General features: G+C 63.6%; 26 protein-coding genes. 11 read left to right on the forward strand and 15 right to left on the reverse strand.

Annotation, left to right across the window (positions count from 1 at the left end; translation table 11 throughout):
- Positions 1-82: 82 nt before the first annotated feature.
- Both FJ967_RS19360 and FJ967_RS19365 read left to right on the forward strand, forming a co-directional pair.
- Positions 83-361, forward strand: coding sequence for a helix-turn-helix transcriptional regulator (locus tag FJ967_RS19360; protein WP_013528670.1), 279 nt, complete (start codon positions 83-85; stop codon positions 359-361).
- 68 nt (positions 362-429) lie between these two features.
- A complete protein-coding gene (locus FJ967_RS19365; protein WP_140733434.1) occupies positions 430-2,178 on the forward strand; it encodes a SulP family inorganic anion transporter in 1,749 nt (582 codons plus the stop codon).
- 35 nt (positions 2,179-2,213) lie between these two features.
- On the opposite strand, the gene FJ967_RS19370 is transcribed toward FJ967_RS19365, so the two are convergent.
- The 4 genes from FJ967_RS19370 to FJ967_RS19385 all read right to left on the reverse strand — a co-directional run bounded on the left by FJ967_RS19370 (position 2,214) and on the right by FJ967_RS19385 (position 8,407).
- Positions 2,214-5,057, reverse strand: coding sequence for a caspase family protein (locus FJ967_RS19370; protein WP_140733435.1), 2,844 nt, complete (start codon positions 5,055-5,057; stop codon positions 2,214-2,216).
- A gap of 83 nt (positions 5,058-5,140) precedes the next feature.
- Positions 5,141-5,767 (reverse strand): DNA-3-methyladenine glycosylase, encoded by a 627-nt coding sequence (locus FJ967_RS19375; RefSeq protein ID WP_140733436.1) that lies wholly within the window; start codon positions 5,765-5,767, stop codon positions 5,141-5,143.
- Positions 5,746-6,126, reverse strand: a complete 381-nt coding sequence (locus FJ967_RS19380) for a nuclear transport factor 2 family protein (RefSeq protein WP_140733437.1) — start codon at positions 6,124-6,126, stop codon at positions 5,746-5,748. The genes FJ967_RS19375 and FJ967_RS19380 overlap by 22 nt, the downstream gene beginning before the upstream one ends.
- Positions 6,127-6,361: 235 nt before the next feature.
- Positions 6,362-8,407, reverse strand: coding sequence for a caspase family protein (locus FJ967_RS19385; protein WP_181176000.1), 2,046 nt, complete (start codon positions 8,405-8,407; stop codon positions 6,362-6,364).
- Between the two features lie 170 nt (positions 8,408-8,577).
- On the opposite strand from FJ967_RS19385, the gene FJ967_RS19390 reads away from it, so the two are divergent.
- Together FJ967_RS19390 and FJ967_RS19395 are read left to right on the forward strand one after the other, a co-directional pair.
- Positions 8,578-8,874: a hypothetical protein gene (locus FJ967_RS19390; protein WP_246675316.1), complete on the forward strand. Its 297-nt coding sequence runs from the start codon at positions 8,578-8,580 to the stop codon at positions 8,872-8,874.
- 92 nt (positions 8,875-8,966) lie between these two features.
- Positions 8,967-10,124 (forward strand): tetratricopeptide repeat protein, encoded by a 1,158-nt coding sequence (locus tag FJ967_RS19395; RefSeq protein WP_140733439.1) that lies wholly within the window; start codon positions 8,967-8,969, stop codon positions 10,122-10,124.
- Positions 10,125-10,197: 73 nt separating this feature from the next.
- On the opposite strand, the gene FJ967_RS19400 is transcribed toward FJ967_RS19395, so the two are convergent.
- From FJ967_RS19400 to FJ967_RS19410, 3 genes are all read right to left on the reverse strand, one after another.
- Positions 10,198-10,593, reverse strand: a complete 396-nt coding sequence (locus FJ967_RS19400; RefSeq protein ID WP_246675317.1) for a peptidase inhibitor family I36 protein — start codon at positions 10,591-10,593, stop codon at positions 10,198-10,200.
- 264 nt (positions 10,594-10,857) lie between these two features.
- Positions 10,858-11,796 (reverse strand): CHAD domain-containing protein, encoded by a 939-nt coding sequence (locus tag FJ967_RS19405; protein ID WP_140733440.1) that lies wholly within the window; start codon positions 11,794-11,796, stop codon positions 10,858-10,860.
- Positions 11,793-12,266 (reverse strand): CYTH domain-containing protein, encoded by a 474-nt coding sequence (locus FJ967_RS19410; RefSeq protein ID WP_140733441.1) that lies wholly within the window; start codon positions 12,264-12,266, stop codon positions 11,793-11,795. Before FJ967_RS19410 ends, FJ967_RS19405 begins: the two co-directional genes overlap by 4 nt.
- A 90-nt stretch (positions 12,267-12,356) precedes the next feature.
- On the opposite strand from FJ967_RS19410, the gene FJ967_RS19415 reads away from it, so the two are divergent.
- From FJ967_RS19415 to FJ967_RS19430, 4 genes are read left to right on the forward strand one after another with little or no spacing between them, the layout of a single operon-like run.
- Positions 12,357-13,061: a DUF1956 domain-containing protein gene (locus FJ967_RS19415; protein WP_140733442.1), complete on the forward strand. Its 705-nt coding sequence runs from the start codon at positions 12,357-12,359 to the stop codon at positions 13,059-13,061.
- Entirely contained in the window at positions 13,058-14,011 is a 954-nt protein-coding gene (locus tag FJ967_RS19420) for an HlyD family efflux transporter periplasmic adaptor subunit (RefSeq protein WP_140733443.1), read from the forward strand. Before FJ967_RS19415 ends, FJ967_RS19420 begins: the two co-directional genes overlap by 4 nt.
- On the forward strand, positions 14,008-14,928 hold the full coding sequence (locus FJ967_RS19425; RefSeq protein WP_140733444.1) for an ABC transporter ATP-binding protein: 921 nt from the start codon (positions 14,008-14,010) through the stop codon (positions 14,926-14,928). The genes FJ967_RS19420 and FJ967_RS19425 overlap by 4 nt, the downstream gene beginning before the upstream one ends.
- Positions 14,925-16,061 (forward strand): ABC transporter permease, encoded by a 1,137-nt coding sequence (locus FJ967_RS19430; protein WP_140733445.1) that lies wholly within the window; start codon positions 14,925-14,927, stop codon positions 16,059-16,061. Before FJ967_RS19425 ends, FJ967_RS19430 begins: the two co-directional genes overlap by 4 nt.
- 477 nt (positions 16,062-16,538) lie before the next feature.
- Here FJ967_RS19430 and FJ967_RS19435 read toward each other — a convergent pair whose 3' ends face one another.
- Positions 16,539-17,519, reverse strand: a complete 981-nt coding sequence (locus FJ967_RS19435; RefSeq protein WP_140733446.1) for a threonine/serine dehydratase — start codon at positions 17,517-17,519, stop codon at positions 16,539-16,541.
- A 210-nt stretch (positions 17,520-17,729) separates the two neighbouring features.
- Positions 17,730-18,053 carry a hypothetical protein gene (locus FJ967_RS19440; protein WP_140733447.1) on the reverse strand — a complete coding sequence of 108 codons (324 nt, stop codon included), beginning with the start codon at positions 18,051-18,053 and terminating at the stop codon, positions 17,730-17,732.
- A 162-nt stretch (positions 18,054-18,215) separates the two neighbouring features.
- Between FJ967_RS19440 and mbfA the strand changes: the two genes are divergently transcribed.
- The gene (gene mbfA / locus FJ967_RS19445; RefSeq protein WP_140733448.1) at positions 18,216-19,199 is read left to right on the forward strand and encodes an iron exporter MbfA; all 984 of its coding nucleotides are present in this window, start codon (positions 18,216-18,218) and stop codon (positions 19,197-19,199) included.
- 256 nt (positions 19,200-19,455) lie between these two features.
- Here the strand turns inward: mbfA and FJ967_RS19450 are convergent, their stop codons facing one another.
- The 3 genes from FJ967_RS19450 to FJ967_RS19460 all read right to left on the reverse strand — a co-directional run bounded on the left by FJ967_RS19450 (position 19,456) and on the right by FJ967_RS19460 (position 20,424).
- Complete coding sequence (locus tag FJ967_RS19450) at positions 19,456-19,800, reverse strand: antibiotic biosynthesis monooxygenase (RefSeq protein ID WP_140733449.1); 345 nt, start codon at positions 19,798-19,800, stop codon at positions 19,456-19,458.
- The gene (locus FJ967_RS19455) at positions 19,797-20,129 is read right to left on the reverse strand and encodes an NIPSNAP family protein (RefSeq protein WP_140733450.1); all 333 of its coding nucleotides are present in this window, start codon (positions 20,127-20,129) and stop codon (positions 19,797-19,799) included. The genes FJ967_RS19450 and FJ967_RS19455 overlap by 4 nt, the downstream gene beginning before the upstream one ends.
- A 79-nt stretch (positions 20,130-20,208) precedes the next feature.
- Positions 20,209-20,424, reverse strand: a complete 216-nt coding sequence (locus FJ967_RS19460; protein WP_140733451.1) for a DUF1127 domain-containing protein — start codon at positions 20,422-20,424, stop codon at positions 20,209-20,211.
- Positions 20,425-20,492: 68 nt separating this feature from the next.
- Between FJ967_RS19460 and FJ967_RS19465 the strand changes: the two genes are divergently transcribed.
- On the forward strand, positions 20,493-21,167 hold the full coding sequence (locus FJ967_RS19465; RefSeq protein WP_140733452.1) for a winged helix-turn-helix domain-containing protein: 675 nt from the start codon (positions 20,493-20,495) through the stop codon (positions 21,165-21,167).
- Between the two features lie 6 nt (positions 21,168-21,173).
- Here FJ967_RS19465 and ligD read toward each other — a convergent pair whose 3' ends face one another.
- From ligD to FJ967_RS19480, 3 genes are all read right to left on the reverse strand, one after another.
- Positions 21,174-23,690, reverse strand: coding sequence for a DNA ligase D (gene ligD / locus FJ967_RS19470; RefSeq protein WP_140733453.1), 2,517 nt, complete (start codon positions 23,688-23,690; stop codon positions 21,174-21,176).
- Between the two features lie 13 nt (positions 23,691-23,703).
- Entirely contained in the window at positions 23,704-24,573 is an 870-nt protein-coding gene (locus FJ967_RS19475) for a Ku protein (protein WP_140733454.1), read from the reverse strand.
- Between the two features lie 125 nt (positions 24,574-24,698).
- On the reverse strand, positions 24,699-25,205 hold the full coding sequence (locus FJ967_RS19480) for a ferritin-like domain-containing protein (protein WP_140733455.1): 507 nt from the start codon (positions 25,203-25,205) through the stop codon (positions 24,699-24,701).
- A gap of 401 nt (positions 25,206-25,606) precedes the next feature.
- Here FJ967_RS19480 and FJ967_RS19485 point away from each other — a divergent pair, with 401 nt between their 5' ends.
- Positions 25,607-25,747, forward strand: coding sequence for a hypothetical protein (locus FJ967_RS19485; protein ID WP_013892047.1), 141 nt, complete (start codon positions 25,607-25,609; stop codon positions 25,745-25,747).
- Position 25,748: the final 1 nt, after the last annotated feature.

Raw genomic sequence — 25,748 nt, forward strand, 5'->3', positions numbered from 1 at the left:
GATATATGCAAAATGATGATTGAAACATCACAATGACAGTATTATACGTAATTTCCGCAGACTCAGACATAGGCTCCGGCCGATGATCACTGCCGCGCAGATGCGTGCCGCGAGGGCCCTGGCCGGCATCGACCAGAAGACGCTCGCCGAGCGCGCGGGCGTCTCGCTTCCGACCATCCAGCGTATGGAAGCGAGCGACGGCGTGGTCAGGGGCGTGGTCGATACGCTGATGAAGGTCATCCAGGCTCTCGACGAGGCCGGGGTCGAACTGATCGGCGAGAATCAGGCCAGCGAGCGCGGCGGCAGGGGCGTGCGCCTCAAGCCCGCCGTGCCGCCCGATCCCAAGGCTGAGCCGGCATAAGTCGCGACGGCGACCGCCGACAGTCCTGCCGACGATCCCGCCGCCTTTGCAGGTGCGGAAGGCAGTCCATGGATCAAGCGCGTCAGGCAGTGCGTCAGCCAGCCCCGGGATCGGCCCAAGCGGCGGCCCAAGGGTCGGCCCAAGAGTCGGCAAAGCCGACATTTTCCGAGCTGTTCACGCCGAAACTGGTGACGGTCTGGCGGGAGGGTTACCACCTGCCGCAATTCAAGGCCGACTTCATGTCCGGCCTGACGGTGGCCATTGTCGCGCTGCCGCTCTCGATGGCAATCGCCATCGCGTCGGGCGTGACGCCGGAACGCGGCCTCTACACCTCCATCGTCGGCGGCTTTGTCATCTCGGCCCTCGGCGGCAGCCGCTTCCAGATCGGTGGACCGGCCGGCGCCTTCATCGTGCTGGTGGCGGCGACGGTGGCGCGCGTCGGCGTCGACGGTCTCTTGCTGGCGACGATGATGGCGGGTGTCTTCCTGCTTGCCATCGGCTACCTCAGGCTCGGCACCTACATCAAGTTCATTCCCTATCCGGTCACCGTCGGCTTCACCGCCGGCATTGCCGTCATCATCTTTTCCGGCCAGATCGTCGAACTGTTCGGCCTGACCTTGCCAGGCGGGGAGCCCGGACCGTTCGTGGCCAAGCTGATCGCGCTCGGCGAAGCGGCCGGCACGATCAATCCCGCCGCCACCCTGGTGGCGGCGCTGACCGTCGCCACCATCGTCTTCCTGAAGCGCTGGCGGCCGAAATGGCCTTCCATGCTGATTGCCATCGGGCTTGCCTCGCTTGTCGTGGCGCTGTTTTCGCTGCCGGCCGAGACCATCGGCACGCGCTATGGCGGCATCCCGCGCAGCCTGCAATGGCCTGCCTTGCCGCCGCTCGGCCTCGGCAGGATGATCGAGGTGCTGCCGGATGCCGTCGCCTTCGCGCTGCTCGGCGCCATCGAATCGCTGCTATCGGCTGTCGTCGCCGACGGCATGACCGGCCGGCGGCACCGCTCCAATTGCGAACTGGTGGCGCAAGGCTTCGCCAACATCGCATCGGCCTTGTTCGGCGGCATCTGCGCCACCGGCACCATCGCCCGCACCGCCACCAACGTGCGGGCCGGCGCGCATGGGCCCGTCTCGGGCATCATCCATTCCGCCATCCTGCTGGTGCTGATGCTGGTTGCCGCGCCCCTTGCCTCTTATATACCGCTTTCGGCATTGGCCGGCGTTCTGGCGGTGGTCTGCTGGAACATGGTCGAGAAACAGGCCTTCGCCACGCTGCTCAAGGCATCGCGCGGCGATGCGCTGGTGTTGCTGGCGACCTTCCTGATCGTCGTCTTCCGCGACCTGACCGAAGGCATCGTCGTAGGCTTCGCGCTCGGCTCGATCCTGTTCATCGACCGCATGGCGAAGTCGGTAGCGGTCGAGGCGGAACTGGCGCAGGACGATGTCGCCGACGGCGCCCGCGCCTATGAATCGAGCGACGCAGGCGACGCCGACACCGTCGTCTACCGCATCTCCGGCGCCTTTTTCTTTGGTGCCGCCTCTACCGTCGGCAGCGTGCTCGACCGCATCGCAGACCAACGCAAGAACTTCATCCTCGATTGTTCCGCCGTGCCGCTTTTCGATTCGACGGCGGCCAATGTCATCGAAAGCGCGGCCCGCAAGGCCAGCCGCGCCGGCGTGCGCTTCATCATCTCGGGCGCCTCGCCAGGGATACGGCGCATGCTGATCAACCATGGCGTCAGGCGCCCGCTCGTGACCTACGCCGCTTCGATCCGCGACGCGCGGACGCAATTGGCGGGGAGGCGAGAGGCATAGCCGCCTTGCGTCCCGCCTTTCGGCGGGCGGCGAGGCTAGTTCAACTTTGCCAGGGCGACATTGACCGCGGCGAGATTGGCCGGCGTGTCACCGGCACCGACACCGATGGCAGCCTTTCCCGCGATGGCTGCTTCGCAAAGCGATTTCGCTTCCATCAGGCTGTCCCGGTCGCTCTTGCGGCTGCCCAGCCCGAGCAAGGCGTGACAGAGGCTGTCCTGCATATAGGGGACTTCCGTCGGGTCAGCCGTTTCCTGTACCGCGAGCCCGGTCCTCAGGATCGGAATGGCGGCTTCGAACTGTGTCAAATCGTTCTCGCGCTCGCCCAGCAGCACGAGCTGATAGCCGATGGCGTTCTGCAGCAACGCCCACTGGTCCGGATAGGTGTCCCTTGTGCGGATCTCCGCCGATGCCTGCCAGGCGGCGATGGCCGCGCGCCAGTCGTCCGCGCCGGATTTTCCGCTCTGGCGTTGACCGAGCGTGGTGAGCGCATCGCCTATATTGCCCTGGATCATGGCCCAGTCGAACGGTACTCTGTCGCGCGTCGTTTCCTCAAGCGCGGCACGGTAGGCGGCTATGGCGGCGTTCAGGTTTTCCGTGCCTGTCTCGCGCCCGCCCAAAAGGTAAAGCGCGCCGCCGAGATCGTTCTGCGCCAAGGCCCAGTTGAGCGGCACCCGGTCGCGGGTCCATTCTTCCAGCGCGGCGTGGTAGGCTTTGACCGCAGCGTTCAGATTGTCGTTCCCGCTCTCACGTTGGCCCAACGCGCGCAGCGCATTGCCGAGGGCGTTCTGGATCATCGCCCAGTTGAGCGGCACCCGATCACGGGTCATGACCTCAAGTGCCGCGCGATAGGCGGCGACGCCGGCCGTCAGCTTGTCGGTATCGTTCTCGCGCAGGCCGAGGTTTTTGAGGGCAACACCGAGATTGTACTGCGTCCCGGCCCACTGGAAAGGCACCCGGTCGCGGGTCGATACCTCCAGTGAGGCACGCAATGCGACTACCGCCGCTTTCAAGCTGTCGGTCCCGGTCTCGCGCCCGCTGAGCTGTGTGAGCACGCCGGCCAGGTTGGTCTGCGTCGTCGCCCAGTCCAGCGGCACCCGATCGCGGGTTTCTTCTTCAAGCGCGGCGTGAAAGGCCTCGATCGCCGCCTTGAAACTGTCCGTGCCGGCCTCGCGCTCGCCAAGCTGTGCCAGCGCTATGCCCAGATGGTCTTGCGTGTACGCCCAGTCGAGCGGCACGCGCTTGCGGCTGCGCTCCTTCAGGGCAAGGCGGTAGGCTTTGACGGCGGCATTCAGACTGTCGGTACCGCTCTCGCGTTCGCCGAGCTTCTTGAGTGCATCGCCCAGCCTGTCCTGCAGGTTCGCCCAGCGAAGGCGGTCGGTCTTGCGCGGCGAAAGTTCCAGCGCATCGCCGTAGGCAGCGATCGCCTGTTTCAGGGCGTCGTTGTCGCCCTTCTGGTCGCCCAGCGTCTCCAGCGCATCGGCCTCGCCGCCCTTGTAGGTCGCGGCGATAGCCCTGTCCCACTTGCTGACCTGATCGAAGGCCAGCCGATAGTTCTCCGCCGCTGCGGGATAGTCGCCCTTGAGGACATAGGCCTGCGCCGTCCTGGCGATCACCGCGCCGCCTTCCAGCCGCCTCGCCTTGAGGTCGGCCTCCGCTTCATCGAGGCTTTTGCTGATGACGAGGTAGCGGTCCTTGGCCTGTTCCCAGAATGTGACGCTGAGATCGAGCGCTCCCTCGTCGAGCGCCTGTTGCGCAAGGCCGGAAAGTCGCACGATCTCCGGATCGCTGCTTGTCAGCGCCGTGTGTTCGGCCATCGCCTTCTTGATCGTATCGGTCTGCGCCTTCAGCAGCTGGTCGAGTTCGGCCGGGTCGCTCGGCACCTTTTGTCCCAGCGCCTGCAGCAGGCCGTAAATGGCATCCATCGGCACGGCGGCCTTGGTCGCGGCCGCCTCCACCTCGCGGCGCAGATCGTCCGGCGTGTCGGCGATGCTGAGCAGCAAGCGCCGCCTGCCCTCGCGAATGGCTTCCTGGTCCTTGTCGCCCACCGGCTCCGGAGCACCGAAGCTCAGCACCCGCCGCAGCGACGAGTTGGTCCATGGCAGTTGCCGGCCGTCCGTCTTGAGGTAGACCTCCTGCCGCACCAGCGTCATCAGCTCGTCGAACGGATAGCCGCCGGCGCCGAAATGCTTGAGCAGCGCCGCCGCGTAAGGCGAGTTGCCGCCGGCCTCGCCATCGAGTGCGGCCTCCCCCGGCGATGCGGCGAAGCCGATCACCATGCCGAGGCTGTCCTTGGATACGCCGGGCTTTGCGATCGGCACCGCGCCGCGCGGTTCGCCGAGCCCGGTGGTGGCGACGTCGATCACCGTGCTGGTGCCGGGCAGCGCGATCGTCGTGCCGGCAGGGAACGCATTGGTGCGGCAGGCATCGAGCAATGTGATCGTCACCGGCACGGTTCTGGCCAGCTGTTCCAGCATCTCCTGCACCGGCACCAGGCTTTCGCCTGCCTTCTCCGGTGTCGAGATGTCGGCATCGGTCGGCACCAGATAGTCGGCGCCGCCCGCCTCGACGCCGTGGCCCGAATAGTAGACCAGCGCCACATCGGCATTGCCGGCATCGCGCAGGAAGCGCTGGATGTCGCTTTCGAGGTCGGTCCTATTGTCGTTCAGCGCGCGGTGGACATCGAAACCGAGCTTGCCCAGCAGATCGTCCATCGCCCTGGCGTCGCTCTTGGGATTTGCCAGATCGCGAAGCGCGTCGCTGTCATAATCGCTCTCGCCGATGACCAGCGCCACACCATGAAGGTCGGCGGCCAGCGCGGGTGCCTTTCCAGGCAACAGCACCAGGGCAAAAGCGGCAAGAAGCGCGCCTCGATATCGCATTGGAACCCCCCACCCCAAAGTAGCCAACGCTGATACATCTGACAATCGAGGGAATTTGGGCGCAGTGAAGTCCTGGTTGGCCCTTATCCGTTGAGCGACCTTGGACCGCTGACGAACGGGCTGCCCCTGACATAGAAGCGCAACAGCCGCTCGGCATCCTTCGAAATGCCGATCCTGGTGCTCTGCCCGATTTCGCCGGGATCGTGAGCCGCATCGGCGAGCCACAGCGGGCCTTTCCGGCAAAGGTCGAGTCCGTCGAGCGAACGATCGATCCGCAACGCCATCGCCAGCCGTCCCGGTCCGCGCGTCAGGTCGCGTAGCCGCTCGACGCCGCGGTTCAGCCGCATGATCGCGACACCTTCCAGCGGCTCCAGCGCCCGGATCAGCACGCCGGTCCCGATGCCCGGTGTCTCGCTGGAGACATTCAGCATGAACGAGATGCCGTAGGCGAGGTAGACATAGGCGTGCCCACGCTCGAGAAACAGCGACCGGTTGCGTGGCGTCATCCCCCGAAAGCCGTGCCCGGCCGCGTCACCGACGACATAGGCTTCCGTCTCGACGATGCGGCCGCTGACCCTGCCTTCGGGCAAGTCGCGCACCACCAGCTTGCCGATCAGGGCGCGTGAGAGGGCGGCCGTGTCCCCCGGCAGTTCCGAACGCGCGAGTGGGGGATGATTGGTCGAGTCGCTCACGCTATCCGCCCGGCCCATTGAGCGCGCGAAGGCCCCGGCTCGAACGGGTCGCCGAAATACTGGGTCTCGCGGGCCACCTTGCCGTCGAGGAATTCCATGATGCTGACGGTGTAGGAGGGCCGCCCGTCATAGGTCAGGACATACTCCGTGACCCAGAGGTCGCCGCTGCCGGTGATGCGGCGCACCGCGAAGCGCTTGCTGCTCGGTTGCGCGGCGCGTGACGCCTGGATGTCGTGCCGCCCCCTTATGCGTTCGCCCGATTGCGGGTAATCGAGCACCGCGTCCTCCCGGTAGATATCGTGCTCCGCATCGAAGTCGCCGATGTCGGAAGCGGTCCAGTGGCGATCCAGCGTCGACCTGATCTCGCGGTCTTTCATGGCGCTCTCCTTGTCCATGCCGTCGAGGGACCGTCCTATCACGGTCCATCGCATGGCTGTTAGCGAAGGGTCGCGCAGTCGGCCCCGAAGCGCCCGATCTCAATCGAGCCTGAGCGCCGCGACCTTGCCTCGTTCATCGGCGGCACATGGAGGGCCGACTTGCCGTCGGTGCCGATATCGGCGCAGTGGCCTGGACTGGCCACTGGGATGCGAGGCGCGCTCTGCCCAATGTTACTCAATTTATTCTCTTCAACACAAAATCGTCGGCCTGCAGATTTGGAATTGCGTACGTATGACCGTTGCTCCGAAGCGTTATCGATCCGTCTCTGCTTATGCTAACCTGCTTGGTCGGCATGCCCGTTTCCTGGCCGCGCTCCCACGTATCCAGGAATCCCAGATAGCTAAGCCCTTCTGGTGACGGAGCCACCAAATATTTTATTTGTTCATCATAGAAAAGAGCGACGCGGTTTAATCCATCCAGGATGCCCATATACTGTGCTTTTTTGAAGTATTTCTCCAAATTGGTTTCATTGCCGTCACGAAAGATACCATCAACATTCGCAACAAGGCGCTCTCCGCTTAGGATAACAAGGCATGATTCGATCATCCCGCATCTGTAGAGAACAATCAGGTCAGCGATACCGCCCTTGTCTATGTCGTAGACAGTCATATCCAAAATGCTGCAGCCAAGCCTGGAGTAGTAAATGGCTCTATGCCCGTCGCGCTCGAAAGTAAAAGTGCCGCCGTCCCGATCCTGCTCGAATGTTGCGGTCTCGGGGCGTCCGTCCGCATCGAGATCGAGGACGAATTTTGCCCCGCCACAAAGTTGAAAGACCCCGGTGTCGGTCTCTTCCTGCGGGAAGAAGTTAATTCCGCTGCCGAAAGTGGTATTATTTATCGTCGGTTTCAAATTGTAGGCCCGTGCAAGGCAATCGAAGACACTTCCGTCGAAGTTTACCGAGCCCGGCGTAGGTGGGGGTCGTCTGCATGAATCGTCTTCGCTCATTTTGTGAGCGATCGACAACATATTCAAATCGACATGAATATCATTCGACGGCTCGCGAGCCTCAACGCCGACTCCCTCGTTGAAGCTGTATTCCACCGATTTCAGAAGGTTGCCGGAGAGGGCTAGGTCTTCGTCCCAGCTCATTTCAAGCGTTGGCCTTTGCCGGTCGCCTGTCATTTTCCGGACATCCCGCCGCGTTTCGATGATGGCGTTGAAAAAGGTGCTTTTTTCTCGCACATTCGAAGCGAACGCTTCGGCAAAGGGGCTGTTTTGGCCGTTGACGGTGTCGAGCGCGGTTTGACCTTCCGCCGAAGAAAATGAAATCGCGTAGTCCATATCCTTCAGAGCCGTCAACTCGACGGATCGAGACATCAGAGTCTTGACCCCGCGCGTATTTTGCGCGTCGGCGACCTGTGTGGAAACGGTTAGGCTATCATCGACGTCGACTATGTTTCGGCACGCATCGAAAACAACGAGGACCTTCTTGTACCCCAACTTGGAAATTGTGCTCAAAACGACCGATATGGGAACATACTCACCGTTGGAAACGCCGTTTGCGACTTTGAAGGACGGCAACAGCAAAGATGAGTTTCCCGCGATAGTCGCGGCGTGACCGGCGTAGTAGAAGATGAAAACGTCCTTGCGGGGACTGTCGGCGAATCTGGAAAGAGCATTGAGCAAGGCTTGGCGCCCGATATTTCGCTCGATCCTTGTGGCGATACCGCGCGTCATCAAAGCTGACGAGACCAGCGTGGCGTCCGCGTCGGGTGTCTTGAGGTGGTCCAGCTCTGCATAGTCCCAATTGGCAACGATAAATGCATCCATCGCATTTCCCGCGCCACCGAGTGATCCGTAGTCGATAGTCGCGGAGGTGATTTGCATTTTGTGGCTGTCCGCTGCCGCAATGCTGGGCGCAACGGGTGTGAGCGCTGAGGGCGTCTGCGGAAGTGAAATACCAAGCTTGGCGGCCACCGCCGAATACAAAGCGATCTGCTTCTGATGTTCCGCGCGGATACACGCGCTGTCTGCTCCGCAAAGGGCCCTTCGTTTCAGGAAATTCCGCTGCTCCGTGATCACCGGTTGCCGGTTGCGGACGCCATCTCTCAAACTGGCGAATGTCGAGCTTAGTTGGCGGTCAAGTTCTTTGAGATCGCTATTGCCGCAGATTGCAAGCTCGTCAGGGCTTTTTGCCTTCGCGCACCAATCTTGCGCCGAAGCGTTGGCACTACAGACGAAGAGAAGAAGGCCGCTGAAAAAAAGAGACCAAAAACGCATTCTGCGATCGCCCAACCCAACCCGGTACATAGCATCAAGTACATTTGGCGCCGATTCAAGGCATGCAGAGACAGAATGCTCGACGCGCGATCCACCAATTTAATCGGATTCCCAATCGGATCGGATTCCTTGCATAGGGCGGTGATCCGGATCAGCCTTGGCCAACGAGTTTGTTCATCGGCTGGGCGATCACCCATATCGAGAAGGAGGCGACCTTCGTCAGCTTCTCCAGGCGGATGCGGCCGGAAACGGCGGAGATGGTGCGGCGCGAGGCCGAGGAACTGGCCGACCGCGCGAAACTGCTCGCCCATCACGACCAGCACACCACGCCCGAGGATGGACTGGTCGGCTATAAATGGACCTTTGCCTTCGGCGCCACGCCGTTCGAGGCGATCATGCCGATCGGCCCGCACGCGCGGGATACCGCCGCGCGGATCGATGCTGGCAAGCCACGTATGCCGGCATAGTCCGTTGCGCAACCGAAGTCGCCGCGACCCCGGCGGCTCAGGTCACCACTGGTCCAGGCCGTGCGCCAGCATCGGTTGGCGATAGTGATGCGGTGGCGGATGATGCAAAATCGCTGGCGTATGAGTGGATTGCGCCCGATCATGACGATACGGTTCGCAAGGCACCCCACCAGCTTGATTCTTTCGAAAGACCTTGTCTCTTGCTCCTCCTTGTCGCTGTTTCCGTATTCATCGGCGCTTGGATAAGCCTTGTCCTGCACGAGGCATCCCATGCTCTCGCCGGACATCTAGGGAAATTGCAGATAAGGGAACTTCACCTCGGTTTAGGACCAACGGTATTCCGCACCCGCCTGCTGAGAATGGAGGTCCGTGTAGGAACCGTTCCGCTAATGGGCTGGGTGAGAACGGCTCCTCAATTGCTCTTTTCAAAGCCGGCTAATCTGTTTTTTGTCGCCGCGGGGCCGATGATGGATATTGGCTGGTTGGGGGTCCTGAGCGGTGCAATGACCATCTGTCGCGGGACAGAATTCGCAGGCAATGTCTTGGCGCCGGTTGTCATAGTCCAGATGATGATGGTCTTCGGCAACATCGTTCCGCACCATTCCAGGGTCTACGGGCAGAGGCTGCCTAACGATATGCTGGCCCTATGGAAAATTCTTCGGAGAAATCCCGACACGAACGCTGCATATCGGCAGCTTTATCTGAACGCCTTACGGCCTTATATGAGCCCGGAAAATCTGTCGTGGCAGCCAACGGGTCAGTCCGATCGGGTCGCTTTCTATTTGTTCAAACCTGACCTGACGGACGAAGACATCCCGGCGTTGGAGGATGAGTTGGCCCTCACCACGTCTCGAAGCGAGCGACTCCTCTTTATCGATACCGCGGCTACGAAGATCCTCGCCCAGCCCGTTCGGTCGAGCTCTCGTCTCGATGCTTGCCTCGATCGCCTGACGGAAATGGCTGTTGCGATGTCTCCCGAGCTCCGTACCCTGAGAGGGACGCGCGGCGCGGCGCTTGCTCGATTGGGACGCCACGAGGAAGCGTTGAATAACCTTGCTGAGGCTGACGAATCCGATGATTTGAATCGCGCCCTGAATGCCGCCTTCAGGGCGCTGGCACATTCTCAGGCCGGTCAAGAACAACTGGCCGCAGTGGAGCTTGAGAAAGCCGCCGCCATCTTGCGATCCAGCGACGAGGTGAGCCAGATCGACCGTAAGATCGTGGATACTGTCGGCGCAGCAATAGGATAACCCGCTCGGGAAGAGGTCGAAACACCCCACTGATGCCCGATCGTCAGGGATTGCCCTGCCTGCTTGCGGCCCGTCAATAGTTGGCGCCGCCGCCGCAATCGCATTCGGCCTCGCTCGCTTTGTCGTTCCAGCCGCTGCCGACATAGGAGTAACTGCTGCTGGAGCGGAAGTGATGGCCGCCGCGGTCGACATGTTCCCACAGCGTGATGGTGCAGCCGCGCTTGACCTTGAACGACGACACCTGGTCGTTCCATGACGGTTCGTAGATGAAGCGGTGAATGCCGTCCGATATGCCGACATCGGGCGCGTTCACCATTTTCATGTCGTCGCCGCTGCCGAGCGTCCAATGCGAGCCGCCGAAATCGCGATCCGAATAGATCGTGCAGGTCCGGCTCGCGGCATTGGCCGCGCTCGCCAGCATGCCGATGGCGACACCTGCCGCCAGAATGTAGGCATTCACCCGTTTCATGTCTCCCTCCAGCCCGGTCTCGATGAGTGCGAAATATGCAATTGCCGTGCGAACGAGCCGTCACCGGCAAGGTCCGGATCGACCGGCCCGGCGCGCGGATCGACAAGCAATCAAGTCGTAAGCAATCGGGTCAGCAAGCAAGCAGGTCAGTAAAGGATGCGGCATGACAATTGGTGCCGCCAGGCAAGAGTCAACGGCCGGCGCGTCGTCTCCAACGCGCAAGATTACAGCAATTGCGGTGAAGCAACAAACGGGAAAGTTGATTCAGGCGGCGGCCAGATCGTCCGCGGATGAGGCGCCGGCGAGATCGTCGCGCGCTTTGCGGGCAAGCCTTTTCGTCTGATGCTTGGGGCTGTCGCCGAACAGTTCGGCCGCCTCGGCAAGACACGCCTTCTTCAGGCTCTTCTCCGAGCGCTTCAGCAATTTGCCGAGAAGCTTTGTATCCTCGGGCGGCCCAAGCGGCTGGTCGTCGGCCTCGAGCAGCGCGCGCATGACGAACACATCGTGCAATTCGCCGAGCCGCTCGCCCAGCGCGTCGACGGCCTTGCGTCGCGCCTTGATCGGTGTCGGCCACAGCCGGCCGAGCAGCGACAGGTGCATGCCGTGCGTCTTGGCAGCCTTGCGCAGGTCATGGAAATCGTCGGCCTCGCCACGCGCGCCGGCCTTGTCCAGTGCCTTCCTGGCGCGGCGCAAGGTGACGCGCGCGCCCTCGGCAAGCACGTCGGCGGCCTGTTCCGGCTGGTCGGGCAAGGCAAGGGTTTCGATCCGCTTCATGCCGTCTTCGCAGGCGGCGGTGGCCGCGCCGATCGCCGCCTGCAGCCTGGCGCCCTCGTGCAGATCATGCTGGCGTGCGATCAGCCTGTCGCGCACGGCGTCGAGCCCGCCATCGGCGCTCTCCTTCGCAAATCCCGCGGCCAGCCGGTCGATGGTTTCGATCAGCGCGGTGGCTTCACGCGGACCGGCAAGCAGAGCCGCCACGTTGCGATAGCACTGGTTTTCGGTCGTGCAGAATGTTTCGTCACCGGAACGAACGAGGCGCAGCAAGGCACGCGCGCTCTTTAGCCGCTTGCGGCATTTATGCAGTCCCTGGTCCGGCCGTGTCCGCGCCGTATCCAGATGCAGAAGCGCCTTGCCGATCTCCTCGGCAAGGATGCGCCTGACCTCGCCGGTCAGCGGCAGGCGCGGGTCTATACGAAAGCTCATGCGGCGATCTCCGGTATCCCCCCGAGGGCGAGCGACGCGTTGTAGAACTTCTGTTCGCCGGTGACTTCACGGCCGAGCCAGTCCGGCAGCATTTCGTCCGGAACGTCTTCCGGAGTCTCGAGTTCGGCCACCACAAGTCCCGCGAGCGCACCGCCAAAGACATCGACTTCATAGAGATAGCCTCGATGCCTAACATGGTGACGTGTCTTCTCGATGACACGTCCGATGGCGAAGTCCAGCATTTCCACCGCCTCCGCCAGCGGAATCGGATATTCGAATTCGTCGCGCTCGCGCGCGCTGCTGCCGAATTTGAGCGTCAGCTTGGCGGAGGCGCCGTCGCTGATGCGGATGCGGACGGTCCGTCCGGGTGCCGTGGCGAGATAGAACTGGAGAATGCGGATATCCGCTTCCACCAGATCCCGCCATACGGCGCTGGAGACCAGGAACTTACGCTCGACTTCCTTGCCCATGGCCGCGCACTAAAGCGTTTGACGAAAGCGATGGCAAGACGGCTTCGTACACAAGTTGACTTTAATCAATCGATTGATTAAAGAGATGGCATGATCAAATTGCCGGACCCCAAACCTTCCCGCCGCGAGACATCGCCGGCCGAACTGACGCGCGCCGCGCTGGTGCGGGCGGCGTTGAAGCTGTTCGGGCGGCAGGGGTTCGACGGCACCTCGACGCGCGAGATCGCGGCCGAGGCGGGGGCCAATATCGGCTCGATCGCCTATCATTTCGGCGGCAAGGAAGGTCTGCGCGCCGCTGCGGCCGACTTTATCGTCGAGACCATTCAGGCCGTTGCCGGCCAGGCCCTGGGCGCTGGCCAGGCGCCCGGCGGCGGACAGGCGGCCATGGGCGATCCGGAGACGGCGCGCGCGCAGCTCTTCGCGGCGCTGGAACGGATGGTCGGCTTTGTCGTGGCGAGCCCTGAGGCGGGCGAGATCGTGCAATTCGTGCTGCGCGAGCTCTCGCATCCGACCGCCGCGCTCGACCGCATCTATGACGGCGTCTTCGCGCCGACGCACCGCCGGCTGTGCCAGGTCTGGGAGCAGGCGACCGGCGAGCCGGCCGAGAGCGAACGGACCCGGCTCACCGTGTTCACGCTGATCGGCCAGGTCATCTATTTCCGCATCGGCCGCGAGGCGGTGATGCGCCGCATGGGCTGGCACGATATCGGCCCGGCCGAGGCCGCCAAGGTGGTGGCGGTCACCACGGACAATCTCGGCGCCATACTGGCCGCCCGAAAGGGGTCGACACCATGAGCTTCCTGTGTTCGTTGCCGCTCGCCGCCCAACTGTTCGGTGCCTGCGCGCCGTCGGCACCGCTCGCCGTCGGCTATGTCGAGGGCGACTACGTGCTCCTGGCGCCGATCGAGGTGGCGCAGGTCGACACGGTGACGGTCAAGCGCGGCGACCGCGTCACGCCGGGAGCCACCGTGGTGACCCTCGAAAATGCCGACGCCAGGATCGCGGTGGCGCAGGCGCAGGCGGCCCTTGCGCAGGCGCAGGCCCAGCTTGCCGACCTCCAGGTCGGCAAGCGGCCGGAAGAGATCGCCGTGCTGAAGGCCGAAGTCGACATGGCCAGGGCACAGGCCGCCGACGCCAAGCGAAAGAACGACCGCGCCGCCGATCTGTTCAAGCGCGGCACCGGCACGCAGGCCGACTACGACACCGCTTCGGCGACGCTGGAGACCGCCAACGCCCAGGTCGGCCAGGCCGAGGCCAATCTCGCCGTCGGCGGCCTGCCGGCGCGGCCCGAGACGATCAAGGCCGCCGACAACCAGGTCAAGCAGGCGCAGGCGGAGCTCGAACAGGCCCAGTGGCGCCTGTCCAAGCGCACGCTTGCCGCCCCTTCGCCCGGCCGCGTCAGCGACGTCATCCGCAATCCGGGCGACACGGCCGGCCCGACCGCGCCTGTCATCTCGGTGCTCCCCGACGGCGCGGTGAAGCTCAGCGTCTACATTCCCGAAGCCGCCTTCTCCTCGGTCAAGGTCGGCAGCCTGCTCAGCGTCCATTGCGACGGCTGCGGTCCCGACCTCAGGGCGCGCGTCAGCTACGTCTCGCCCGATCCCGAATTCACGCCGCCGGTGATCTATTCGCTCGAGAACCGGCAGAAGCTGGTCTATCTCGTCGAGGCGCGGCCTGAGGGCGACGCCGGGCCGCTGCAGCCCGGCCAGATCGTCGATGTCGATCTCACGGTATCGGCGAAATGAACGCCATCGACGTTCACGGCCTGGTCAAGCGGTTTGGCGACAAGACCGTAGTCGACCATGTGACCATGTCGGTGGCCGAGGGCGAGATCGTCGGCTTCCTCGGCCCCAACGGCTCGGGCAAGACCACCACCATCCGCATCATGTGCGGCCTGCTGACGCCGGACGAGGGCGAGGGTACGGTGCTGGGGTTCGACATCCGCACCGACAGTCTCCGCATCAAGCGTGAAGTCGGCTACATGACGCAGAAATTCTCGTTCTACGAGGATCTGACGATCGGCGAGAACCTTCAATTCGTGGCGCGGCTCTACCGGCTGAGACCGGTCGAGGACTATGTCTCGCGCACGCTGGAGGAGCTTGGGCTCACCACGCGCCGCGACCAGTTGGCCGGCACCTTGTCCGGCGGCTGGAAGCAGCGGCTGGCATTGGCCGCCTGCATCATGCACAAGCCGAAACTGCTCCTGCTCGACGAGCCGACGGCAGGCGTCGACCCGAAGGCGCGGCGCGAATTCTGGGACGAGATCCATCGCCTGGCCAGCGGCGGGCTGACCGTGCTGGTCTCCACCCACTACATGGACGAGGCCGAGCGCTGCCACCGCATCTCCTACATCTCCTACGGCAAGATGCTGGCCACCGGCACCGTCGCCGAGGTGGTGAAGAATGCGGGCCTGACCACCTTCGTGCTGCACGGTCCGCGGCTCGACAAGGTGGCGCAGGCGCTGCAAGGCCGCCCCGGCGTCGACCAGGTGGCGCCGTTCGGCGCCACGCTGCATGTCGTCGGTTCCGACAGGAAGAAGCTGGAAGCCGCCCTTGCCGATGTCGGGAAAGAGCACGAGGGCGTGACGGTGACGCCGGGCGAAACCAGCCTGGAGGACGTCTTCATCCAGTTCATGTCGGGCTCGAAGGACAATATGGCATGAACAGCGTCTTTTCCTTCGCCAGGCTAGGCGCCTTGCTGATCAAGGAATTCATCCAGATGCGGCGCGACCGCATCACCTTCGCCATGATGCTGGGCGTGCCGCTCATCCAGCTCGTCCTGTTCGGCTATGCCATCAACAACGACCCGAAAAGCCTGCCCGCGGCGCTGGTGGCGACCAGCAGCGACCCCTACACCCGCGCCATGGTCTCGGCGCTGCAGACCACCGGCTATTACCGCTTCGACCATGTCGCGCAAAGCGCCGAGGAGGCCGAGTTCCTGATGGCGCGCGGCGATGTCGCCTTCGTCGTCACCATTCCCGCCGACTTCGCCCGGCGCGTCGAGCGCGGCGACAATCCGCAGATCCTGATCGAGGCCGACGCCACCGATCCGGCGGTCGCCAGCGGCGCCATCTCGACGCTCGGCACCATCGCCGGCCAGGCGCTGCTCAGGGCCCAGGGCACGCAGGAAGCCGCCGCGGAGGCCGCCAGGGGACAGCTCGATGTCGTCGTCCACCGGCGCTACAACCCCGAAGGCATCTCGCAATACAACATCGTGCCCGGCCTGCTCGGCGTCATCCTGCAAATGACCATGGTGATGATGACCTCGATCGCGCTGACGCGCGAGACCGAGCGCGGCACGATGGAGAATCTGCTGGCCATGCCGTCGAGCCCGCTGGAGATCATGATGGGCAAGGTGCTGCCCTACCTGGCGGTGGGCGCGGTGCAGGTGGTGGTGGTGCTGGCGGCGTCGAAGCTTCTGTTCGCCATCCCCTTCACCGGGTCGATGACGCTGCTACTGTCGGCGGTGCTGGTGTTCGTGCTGTCGCTGGTGCTGCTCGGCTATACGATCTCGACGATCGCGCGCACGCAGATGCAGGCCCTCCAGCTCACCTTCTTCTTCTTCCTGCCGTCGATCATGCTGTCGGGCTTCATGTTCCCCTATCGCGGCATGCCGGACTGGGCGCAGAGCTTCGGCGAAATCTTTCCGCTGACGCATTTCCTGCGCATCACCCGCGCCGTGATGCTGAAGGGCGCGCAACTTCCGGCCGTGGCGACCGAGATCGGCTGGCTGGTGGTCTTCGTGGCGCTGTTCGCCGGCGTCGCGCTGGTGCGGTTCAGGCGCACGCTGGACTGATTGACCGGCTCTCGCTCAGCCGACGCAGTCTGCTGCGCTACGCGCGGGTGACCCTTACGGGCACGGACGAGAGGGCGTGCACACGGCCGTCACGACCGAGAGCTTTTCACGCTTGATCAGCCGCGGCTTTGCGTAGGTCTTTTTCATGCTGTCCCCTGCTCCATCAGGTCGTCTCCAGTGACGACGACCTGATCATAAGGCGACGTCTAAAGCTCCCGCATCTCCCACGCGGGAGATGGCAGGCCCCGTCAGCCACGCTCAGTTCTCACAAGGACGTGAAAACGTGCATATCGCCGCCGCCACCTCGCAAAGCTTCTCACGCTTGATGAGTTGCGGCTTTTCGTAGGTCTTTCTCATTCTATCCCGTCCGGACCATGTCATTGACGCCACAGCCTACGGATGCCCGCGAGCGAGCGCATCTCCCGCTTGGGGGATGGCTGGATTCGAGGCATTTCCGGCGAATCGCTTGCCGCCGGCTCAGGCGGCCAGGATTTCGGCATAGGTGCCGAAATCGACATTGCCGCCCGACAGCACCACGACAACGCACTTGCCCGACAGCTCGATCTCGCCCGACGACAGTGCCGCGAGCGCGACGCAGCCGCCGGGCTCGACCACCAGCTTCAGATGGGCCATGGCGTCGCGCATCGCCTGCCGGACGGCGTCCTCGGCGACGGCGACGGCACCGGCGAGATTGCGGCGGTTGATCTCGAAGGTAATGGCGCCCGGCTCGGCGGTAAGGATCGCGTCGCAGATCGAGCTGTGGCCCGGTTCGTTCGAAACCCTGGCGCCCGCCGCCAGCGAGCGGCGCGTGTCGTCGAAATGCTCGGGCTCCACCGCCCAGACAGCGGTCTGCGGCGAGGCGTCCTTCACCGCGACCGAGATGCCGCTGGTCAGGCCGCCGCCGCCGCAAGGGATGACGACCGCGTCGAGCGATACGCCGAGCGCCCGCGCCTGCTTCACCAGCTCCAGTCCGATCGTGCCTTGTCCCGCAATGATGGCCGGGTCGTCAAAGGGCGGCACCAGCGCCATGCCCTTGTCCAGATAGGGCCGGACCACCGTCATGCGGTCGTCCTTGAAACGGTCGAACGGCACCACCTCGGCGCCCATCTTGCGGACATTGGCGATCTTCATGTCGGGCGCGTCGGCCGGCATGGCGATGACCGCCTTGACGCCGAACATGGCGGCGGATGCCGCCACGCCTTGCGCATGGTTGCCCGAGGAAAAGGCGACCACGCCACGGCTGCGTTCCGCCTCACTCAGCGTCGACAGCTTGTTGTGGGCACCGCGGAACTTGAACGAGCCGGTGCGCTGCAGCGTCTCAGGCTTGAACAGGATGCGGCCGCCGAAGCGCCGGTTGAGCTCCTGCGATTCGATCAGCGGCGTCTCGACGATCAGGCCGGAGAGACGTGCCGCGGCGGCATGGATGTCGGCGATGCCGGGAAGGCTGGTGGCGGTCATGCGAGGTCCTACGGAATTTGACCTTGCCATGGTGCACGCAAACGCCGGCACGAGGCCAACGAAAAAATGTGACCGGGACAAAATCGGCCTCGCCCGGAGTTGCCTCCTCTTCGGTAACCTTCGAGATTAGCCGGCCCTCCGAAGCGATGGTGCAGGCAGCTAGAGCCTTTCACCGTTCTCGGAACCGCCGAACCGCTGCAACTCTTTGTTCTATCCCAACAACGTCCTCTGCCTCTTCGTCCCGCCCAGCTTGCGCCAATTGTTGAAGCGATGCGTGGCGGCGGCGAACGAGATCTTCATCTGCTGGGCGACCGAATAGCGCGACTTGCCTTCGTCGAACATGCGGTAGCAGCACTCGACGCCTTCCTCGGTCAGCTTGCCGTCGAGGGCCTTGTTGTGCGGGTTGGCGGGATCGAATTTTTCGACCTGTTGCTCGACCAGGCCTTTCAGGCGCTGCAGGTCGGCCTCGATGCTGGCGATGAGATCGAGAACGGGCTTCGGGTCATAGGCGTGCGCGGGCTTCTTTGCCGTCATCTGTCTTTCCTCGTCTGGCTTGGTTCCCCAATATAGGTAAACATTCACTGATAATGAAGGGCCGGGCGCTTCAACAAATCTTGACCCGCGATTGCCGGCGCGGTTGACCGAAGCCGCGGCAAACCCTAGTTTAGAACTATTCTAAACTAGGGTGATTTCCTCATGCTTTCCCGTGTTTTCGGTTTCGGCCGCCGCTCCTTCGAATCGCTCTCCGAACAGGAGATCCTGGCGCTGGCCATTTCATCGGAAGAGGATGACGGGCGCATCTACCGCGCCTATGCGGACGGGCTGGCCGAAACCTTTCCACAGTCGGCCAAGCTGTTCGAGGCGATGGCCGAGGAGGAAGACGGTCATCGCGACGCGCTGATCGAGCTTTTCCGCAAGCGCTTCGGCGAGCGCATACCGCTGATCCGCCGTGAGCATGTGAAGGGCTACTACGAGCGCAAGCCCGACTGGCTGGTGCGGCCGCTCGGCATCGAGGCCGTGCGTCGCCAGGCCGAGGCGATGGAGCGGCAGGCCTATCTGTTCTATGTCGAGGCGGCCAAGCGCACGTCGGACGCCTCGACCCGCAAACTACTCGACGACCTGGCCGCGGCCGAACAGGGCCATGAAAGCTCGGCCCATGCGCTGGAGCAGCAACATGTTCCGGGCGACGTCAGGGTCGAGGAGGCGACGGCCGAGCAGCGCCAGTTCATCCTCACCTATGTGCAGCCGGGCCTTGCCGGGCTGATGGACGGATCGGTCTCGACGCTGGCGCCGATCTTTGCCGCCGCCTTTGCCACGCATGACACCTGGCAGACGCTTCTGGTCGGGCTTGCCGCCTCGATCGGCGCCGGCATCTCGATGGGCTTCACCGAGGTGGCCTCCGACGACGGCAAGCTGTCGGGGCGCGGCTCGCCCATCAAGCGCGGCCTGACCGTCGGCATCATGACCACGCTCGGCGGCCTCGGCCACGCGCTGCCTTATCTCATCCCGCATTTCTGGACGGCAACGGCCGTTGCCGCCGTCGTGGTGTTCTTCGAATTGTGGGCCATCGCCTTCGTCCAGAACCGCTACATGCAGACGCCGTTCCTGCGCGCCGCCTTCCAGGTGGTTCTCGGCGGCGCCCTGGTGTTCGCGGCCGGCGTGCTGATCGGGAATGCTTGAAGTTTTTTCCTTCCCAACAAGGCAGGGCAATCGCATATGGTTTTGAGCTTCAGATAGCCGGCACGCCTTGATCGGCGTCATCCTCGGGCTTGTCCCGAGGATCTACCGGCCTCTCTGAACTGGTCGCGCTATATCCACGTGCGATGGCGGATCCTCGGGACAAGCCCGAGGATGACGACCTTGCGTTGGCCTTCGCCGATAAACCCAAATGCAATTGCCTACTCCACAAGGGAAAGGAAAGAGCCGCGCCTCTCGATCACCCGTTCACAGCCCGGCTGTCCGCCGGCGCGTCCTCGCGTTCGGTCAGTCCGTAGTCGCGCACCACATGCGCGATCCGCAATCGATAGCCGGCAAATATGCCGCCGCGTCCCGCCTGCTGCGCCTGCCGGTGCTCCTCGGTGTTGCGCCAGGCCTTCACCGCCTCCTCGTCGCGCCAGAACGACAGCGACAGCACCCGGTTCGGGTCGGCAAGGCTCTGGAAGCGCTCGATGGAGATGAAGCCGTCAATGCCGTCGAGCAGCGGGCGCAAATGAGCGGCTATGCCAAGATAAGCATCGCGCCTGCCTTCCGCCGGCTGCACCTCGAAGATGACGGCGATCACGGCAGCACCAGTTTCGCATGCGGGCCAGAGACGTGCTTCAGGAACATGCGGTCCTCCTTGACGATGAATCGTTCGCGGCGGGCGAATTCGTAGTTTGCCTTGCCGGCGGGGTCGGCGGCAAGCCGGGCGCGATAGGCTTCGTAGGCGGCCAGGCTTTCGATGTTGTAGGCGGCATAGGCTGTCGTCGCCGAGCCTTCATGCGGTGCGTAATAGCCGATCAGATCGGCGCCGCAGCGCGGAATGGCCTGGCCCCAGTTGCGGGCATATTCCTCGAACGCGGCCTTGCCGAACGGGTCGATCTCGTAGCGGATGAAGCAGGTGATGGTCATCTCGGTCTCCATGGGGTTTTGCATCGATGGTTCGAGCGGCGTCGAAGCGTCGCGCCGTCGGTTCTGCTAGTGAGGAAGGTCAATCCTGCCAGAAGGACTTCGCGCATTCGCGGCGCACATCCTGCCGGGTCAGGCCGATGTCGCGCAGCAGATGGTCGTCGATCTCGCGGAGGTCGCATCGCTGGCGATAGCGGTCATGCCAGCGGGTCAGCAGTCGCGACCGGATCCAGGTGACGACAGGAAACGATTGACGGCGGGGCAGCGGCGCGGGGGCGGAAGCGGTTCGTGCAGTCATCGTCTTCTCCTTGATCTGGTCGGAGAATAGTGATTATCTGACAAGAATGCTTCGATGAGGATCAAACCATGCGTGAAGGACCCGACATTGCCCGCATCGCCAGCCTGGTCGGCGATCCGGCCCGCGCCAACATGCTCTCCGCGCTGATGGGCGGTACCGCACTGACGGCAAGTGAACTGGCGCTGGAGGCCGGCGTATCGCTGCCGACAGCCTCCTCGCATCTGTCGAAACTGATGGAGGGCGGCCTGCTGACCTTGGCCAGCCAGGGACGGCACCGCTACTACGGGCTCGCCGGTCCGCAGGTGGCCGGCATGATCGAGGCGATAACAGGTGTTGCCGAGGCCGTTGGCCCCAAGCGCGTGCGGCCAGGCCCGCGCGACGCCGCAATGCGCGTGGCCCGCGTCTGCTACGACCATCTCGCCGGCGAACAGGCGGTGGCGATGCTCGATCGCCTTGTCGACAGGAACATCCTGCTGCGCGACGACAAGGAGATCAGGCTTGGTCCGTCGGCGGCGTCGCATTTCGCGGCGATAGGCATCGACGTCTACACCAAACCGCGCCGCCCGGTCTGCCGCGCCTGCCTCGACTGGAGCGTGCGGCGCTCGCACCTCGCCGGCACGCTCGGCGCCGCCATCCTCGACAAGATTCTTGCCGAGAAATGGGCGCGCCGCGAGAAGGACAGCCGCGCCGTGGTTTTCACGCCGCCCGGCAGGCAGGCCTTCGAAAAGGTGTTTCTGGGGTGAGCCGGCTCAGCTCCGCTTCAGCGCCTTGCCCTTTTTGAAGAAGTCCACCCACGGATCGGCTTCCGAAAGCAGCTTCAGCGTCGTCTTGCCGCCGATCGGGAAGGCGTTCGGCGCCAACCCGGCCTCGATCTCGGCCCAGGTCACCGGCATCGACACCGTCGCGCCCTTCTTGGCCCGTGACGAATAGGGCGCCACCGTCGTCGAGCCTCTGCCGTTGCGCAGATAGTCGACGAAGATTTTTCCGGTTCGCGCCTTCTTCGACAGCGTCGCCGTGTAGCGTTCGGGCGCGCCCTGCTCCAGCGCCCTGGCGAAATCATGGGCGAAGGCTTTCACCGCGTCCCAGTCCGCCGAGGGCTTCAGCGGCACCAGCACATGATAACCCTTGCCGCCCGAGGTCTTGACGAAGTTCGGCAGCGACAATTCGTCGAGCTTGCCCCTGATGTCGAGCGCGGCTTCGCGCACCGCCTTGACGTCGACGCCCTCGTCTGGGTCGAGATCGAAGATGATCTGGTCCGGCTGTTCGAGCTTGTCGATCGTGCAGCCCCAGATATGGATCTCGACGACGCCGTACTGCACCAGCGCCGCGATGCCGTCGAAATCCCGGACGAACAGGATCTCCTCGCCATCCGTCGGATCCTTCATCCTGGCGATCTTGTCGCTCATGCCGGCCGAAGCATGCTTCTGGAAGAAACGCGGCCCGCCGACGCCGTCGGGCGCGCGCACCAGGCTGAGCGGCCTGTTGACGACGAACGGCTCCATGCGCGGCCAGACCTGCGCGTAATGGTCGAGCAGGCCTTGCTTCGATATCTTCTCGTCGGGCCACAACAACTTGTCGGGATGGGAGAGTTTCACCGACGTCGTCATCCCGCTGGCCTTGCCGGCGCTGCCTGCCGCCGGCTTTGTCTTGGCCGGGCTCTGGCCTGTCGCCGCCTTGGGCTTTTCCTGCACGACTTCCTCCGCCGGCTTGTCCTCGCGCAGCCCCTGGAACGAGGCATGGCGTATTATACGGTCCGACGTCCAACTGCGAAACTCCACTTCGCCGACCAGTTCCGGCTTGACCCAGACCAGGCCCTTGCCCTTCGGCACGGCGGCATCGAAGGGCGAAGCCTTCGCTTCCAGCCGATCGAGCTTCTTCTTCAGATCGTTGGCGCCCGTTGTGGAAAAGCCTGTGCCGACACGGCCGGCATAGTGCAGGCCGCCGCCTTCGTAATAGCCCACCAGCAGCGAACGCAGGCCGCGTCCGGTCTTGTCCGACGGCAGGTAGCCGCCGATGACGAATTCCTGCCGCGCCGTGCATTTCGATTTCACCCATGTCGGGCCGCGCCCGCCGCGATAGGCCGCATCGGCACGTTTCGAGACGACGCCTTCCAGCCCCATGCGGCAGGCATGCTCCAGCATGATCTTGCCGGGTTCGGCGAAATGGTCGGAAAAACGCACCGCCGCGCTGTCCGACGTCTCGCCGAGCAGATCGAGCAGGGCCTGCTTGCGCCCGACCAGCGGCTCGCGCCGCAAATCCTTGCCGTCGAGCCGCATCAGGTCGAAGACATAGTAGAGGAAGCGGTTTGTCCGCTTGGCCGACAGATCCTGCTGCAGCAGCGCGAAGGACGACACGCCGCTGTCGGCCAGCACGACGATCTCGCCGTCGATAATGGCGTCGCTGCATTTCAGCCCGGCGAGTTGCGTTGCGATTTCCGTGCCGAACTTCTCTGTCCAGTCGAGGCCGGTGCGGGTCAACAGCCGCACCTCGGTGCCGGCTATCTGCGCCTGCATGCGGTAGCCGTCGAACTTCACCTCGTGCAGCCAGTCCTTGCCGGGCGGCGCGTCCCGCTCCAGCGTGGCGAGCTGCGGCTCGATGAAGTCGAGGCGCTTGCCGGCCTTCGTCTTGCCGCCCTTTTCAGCGGCCGGCTTGTCGGAATGCCAGACTTCGGGCTTCTTGCCCTTGGCCGCCTTGCCCTCGCCGACCTCATCGATCGTCAGGCCCGATTTCACCGACTTTGGCTCGTCCTTCAGGATATCCTCGCCGGGCCGGGCCGCGGCATCGTCGGACTTGATCAGCAGCCAGTTGTCGCGCTTTTCGCCCGGGCGCGGCCTCAGCCGCACCAGATGCCATAACCCATGCAGCTTGTGGCCCTTGAGCTCGAAATTGATATGGCCCTTCTTCATCGCCTTGGCCGGATCGCCCTCGGGGATCCAGGTGCCTTCGTCCCAGACGATGACCGAGCCGCCGCCATATTCGCCCTTCGGGATCGTCCCCTCGAACGGCGCATAGTCGATCGGATGGTCCTCGACATGCACGGCCAGCCGCTTCTCATGCGGGTCGAGGCTCGGACCGCGCGTCACCGCCCAGCTCCACAGCACGCCGCCATGTTCCAGCCGAAGGTCGTAATGCAGCCTTGTCGCCGCATGTTTGTGGATGACGAAGATGCCGCCCGTCCCGCCGCTCTTGCCGCGCGCCACCTTGCCGGCCGGCTCCGACGTTTTCTTGAAATCGCGCTTGGAATGATACTGTTCGAGCCCGGCCATGGATCCCAGGTCCTCAGGCCGATTTGCGTTTGGCCGCCGCGGCCTTCGGCCTGGCGCGCTTGGCTGCGGGCTTGGCCTTGGATGCGGAGGACGGCTTCGACGAACCGGAATCCGACAGGCTCTTCTTCAACGCGTCGAACAGATTGACGACATTGGAAGGCTTGGGCGCCGCCTTGGCCTTCGGTGCCTTGTGCCCCGCCTTCTTGGCGCGGATCAGTTCGAGCAGGGCGTCCTCGTATTTGTCCTCGAATTTCGAGGGATCGAACTTCGCTTTCTTCTTGTCGATGATGAGTTCGGCGAGGTCTGTCATCTCCTGGTCGGTCTTCACCGCCTTGATGTCGCCGAAGACGCTGTCGGGCTGGCGCACCGTATTGTCGTAGCGCAGCGTGGTCAGCACCATCCCTTTGCCGAGCGGCTCGATGACCACGGGACGCTCCCTGTTGTAGAGCACGATGCGCGCCAGCCCGGCCATTTTCTTGCCCGCCATGGCGTCGCGGATGACGGCAAAAGCCTCTTGCGAAACCGTGTCGGCCGGCGCGACATAGTAGGGCGTATCGAGATAGATCTGTTCGATCGAAGCCTTGTCGACAAAGCCGTCGAGGCTCATCGTGTGCGAGGATTCGATCTGCACCGCCTCGATCTCGTCTTCTTCTATGTGGACGAAATCGCCCTTGTCGATCTCGTAGCCCTTGATCTCGTCGCCGTCCTCGATCGGCTTGCCGGTCTCGGCGTCGACATAGATCCGCTTCACCGTATTGCCGGTCTTGCGGTTGAGGACGCGGAAGGAGACCTTTTCGGCATGGCTGACCACATTGGTCAGTTCGATGGCGCAGGTGACCAGCGAGAGCTTCAGATAGCCTTTCCAGGCCGGGCGCGGCGCCATGATGATTCCCCGTGAGAGAAAGATCAGTTGGAACGGGCGACCATCCCTATTGTTCCCAACCCATCATGCCGGGTCCGACGCGCTTGTCGCCGGACCCGGGCCAAGGCTCTTGTCTGGCCGCTTGCCTATTCGGCGGCCTGGAGGTTGATCTTGCTTTCCGCCATCTCGGTCAGCTTGCGATCCGTGGCCTGCTCTTCCTTGAGGTTCTTGGCCAGCACATTGGCGCAGTCGCTGCGGCCGAGCTGCTTGGCCCAGGCGATCAAGGTGCCGTAGCGCGTCATTTCATAGTGTTCGACAGCCTGGGCCGAGGCGATCAGCGCGGCGTCGAGAACATCCTTGTCGTCGACATCGCCGGTGACGTCGTCCGCCTCTTCGAGAATTCCGTCTATCGCCGGGCAATTGACCTGCCTGGCCTTCACGCCAAACAATTCGAATGTCTCCTCGACGCGTTCGATATGGCCCCTGGTCTGTTCGAGATGTTTTTCGAAGCCGGCCTTCAATTGCGGGTCGGTTGCCTTGTCGACCATCTTCGGCAGCGCCTTCTCAATCTGCTTCTCGGCATAATAGATGTCGCGCAGCGTGTGCACGAAGAGATCGTCCAGGGTTTTGATGTCCTTCGAAAAGAAGCCCATGATTTCAGCCTTTCCCTTGCTCTTGTCGTGTCGGGGGTTTCGGCCTGCCTGCGGCAGGACCTTGCGAGCCGGCGATGCCGGTCCTGTGGCTGAACGTGCGGTGCACGGCCCGGTTCCGGGGTGCTCTCCGCCGCCGGCAAGGAAATTCCAGGATCGACTCGAAAGCTGAAACAAAAGCGCGCCAAGGCGACATTCAAACGAAACATATGTGATGCAAAAGTCACACTGGCCGGAATGGCGACAAAAGGCGCGGAAACACCCCGAATCAGCCGCATTCCGGCCACGATCCGACGGGTTTTCGACCAGAAATTAACATCACGTTCACCGACTATTCACGCCTCGACGCTATCATCCCAGGCAATTCGGAAGGGACATCCGAAAACGGGACAGGGACAGGTAAAATGAACTTCCTCACGCATCTCATCGGCTATGCCGCCGCCATCCGCGAGTTCGTCGCGCCGACCTATCGGCCGGAGCGCTATTACATGCGCGGCCCCGGTCCGGCTTGCGCCCGTCGCGGCACGTCGCTGGGCGCGCACTGAC

Origin of the sequence: Mesorhizobium sp. B2-3-4 (genome assembly GCF_006442315.1) — a bacterium.
In the GTDB taxonomy this organism is placed as follows: Bacteria; Pseudomonadota; Alphaproteobacteria; order Rhizobiales; family Rhizobiaceae; genus Mesorhizobium.

Coding starts and splice junctions, on each gene's coding strand:
- FJ967_RS19360 (WP_013528670.1), top strand. CDS start 83: ATGATCACTGCCGCGCAGATGCGTGCCGCGAGGGCCCTGGCCGGCATC.
- FJ967_RS19365 (WP_140733434.1), top strand. CDS start 430: ATGGATCAAGCGCGTCAGGCAGTGCGTCAGCCAGCCCCGGGATCGGCC.
- FJ967_RS19370 (WP_140733435.1), bottom strand. CDS start 5,057: ATGCGATATCGAGGCGCGCTTCTTGCCGCTTTTGCCCTGGTGCTGTTG.
- FJ967_RS19375 (WP_140733436.1), bottom strand. CDS start 5,767: ATGGGCCGGGCGGATAGCGTGAGCGACTCGACCAATCATCCCCCACTC.
- FJ967_RS19380 (WP_140733437.1), bottom strand. CDS start 6,126: ATGAAAGACCGCGAGATCAGGTCGACGCTGGATCGCCACTGGACCGCT.
- FJ967_RS19385 (WP_181176000.1), bottom strand. CDS start 8,407: ATGCGTTTTTGGTCTCTTTTTTTCAGCGGCCTTCTTCTCTTCGTCTGT.
- FJ967_RS19400 (WP_246675317.1), bottom strand. CDS start 10,593: ATGAAACGGGTGAATGCCTACATTCTGGCGGCAGGTGTCGCCATCGGC.
- FJ967_RS19405 (WP_140733440.1), bottom strand. CDS start 11,796: ATGAGCTTTCGTATAGACCCGCGCCTGCCGCTGACCGGCGAGGTCAGG.
- FJ967_RS19410 (WP_140733441.1), bottom strand. CDS start 12,266: ATGGGCAAGGAAGTCGAGCGTAAGTTCCTGGTCTCCAGCGCCGTATGG.
- FJ967_RS19415 (WP_140733442.1), top strand. CDS start 12,357: ATGATCAAATTGCCGGACCCCAAACCTTCCCGCCGCGAGACATCGCCG.
- FJ967_RS19420 (WP_140733443.1), top strand. CDS start 13,058: ATGAGCTTCCTGTGTTCGTTGCCGCTCGCCGCCCAACTGTTCGGTGCC.
- FJ967_RS19425 (WP_140733444.1), top strand. CDS start 14,008: ATGAACGCCATCGACGTTCACGGCCTGGTCAAGCGGTTTGGCGACAAG.
- FJ967_RS19430 (WP_140733445.1), top strand. CDS start 14,925: ATGAACAGCGTCTTTTCCTTCGCCAGGCTAGGCGCCTTGCTGATCAAG.
- FJ967_RS19435 (WP_140733446.1), bottom strand. CDS start 17,519: ATGACCGCCACCAGCCTTCCCGGCATCGCCGACATCCATGCCGCCGCG.
- FJ967_RS19440 (WP_140733447.1), bottom strand. CDS start 18,053: ATGACGGCAAAGAAGCCCGCGCACGCCTATGACCCGAAGCCCGTTCTC.
- mbfA (WP_140733448.1), top strand. CDS start 18,216: ATGCTTTCCCGTGTTTTCGGTTTCGGCCGCCGCTCCTTCGAATCGCTC.
- FJ967_RS19455 (WP_140733450.1), bottom strand. CDS start 20,129: ATGACCATCACCTGCTTCATCCGCTACGAGATCGACCCGTTCGGCAAG.
- FJ967_RS19460 (WP_140733451.1), bottom strand. CDS start 20,424: ATGACTGCACGAACCGCTTCCGCCCCCGCGCCGCTGCCCCGCCGTCAA.
- FJ967_RS19465 (WP_140733452.1), top strand. CDS start 20,493: ATGCGTGAAGGACCCGACATTGCCCGCATCGCCAGCCTGGTCGGCGAT.
- ligD (WP_140733453.1), bottom strand. CDS start 23,690: ATGGCCGGGCTCGAACAGTATCATTCCAAGCGCGATTTCAAGAAAACG.
- FJ967_RS19475 (WP_140733454.1), bottom strand. CDS start 24,573: ATGGCGCCGCGCCCGGCCTGGAAAGGCTATCTGAAGCTCTCGCTGGTC.
- FJ967_RS19480 (WP_140733455.1), bottom strand. CDS start 25,205: ATGGGCTTCTTTTCGAAGGACATCAAAACCCTGGACGATCTCTTCGTG.
- FJ967_RS19485 (WP_013892047.1), top strand. CDS start 25,607: ATGAACTTCCTCACGCATCTCATCGGCTATGCCGCCGCCATCCGCGAG.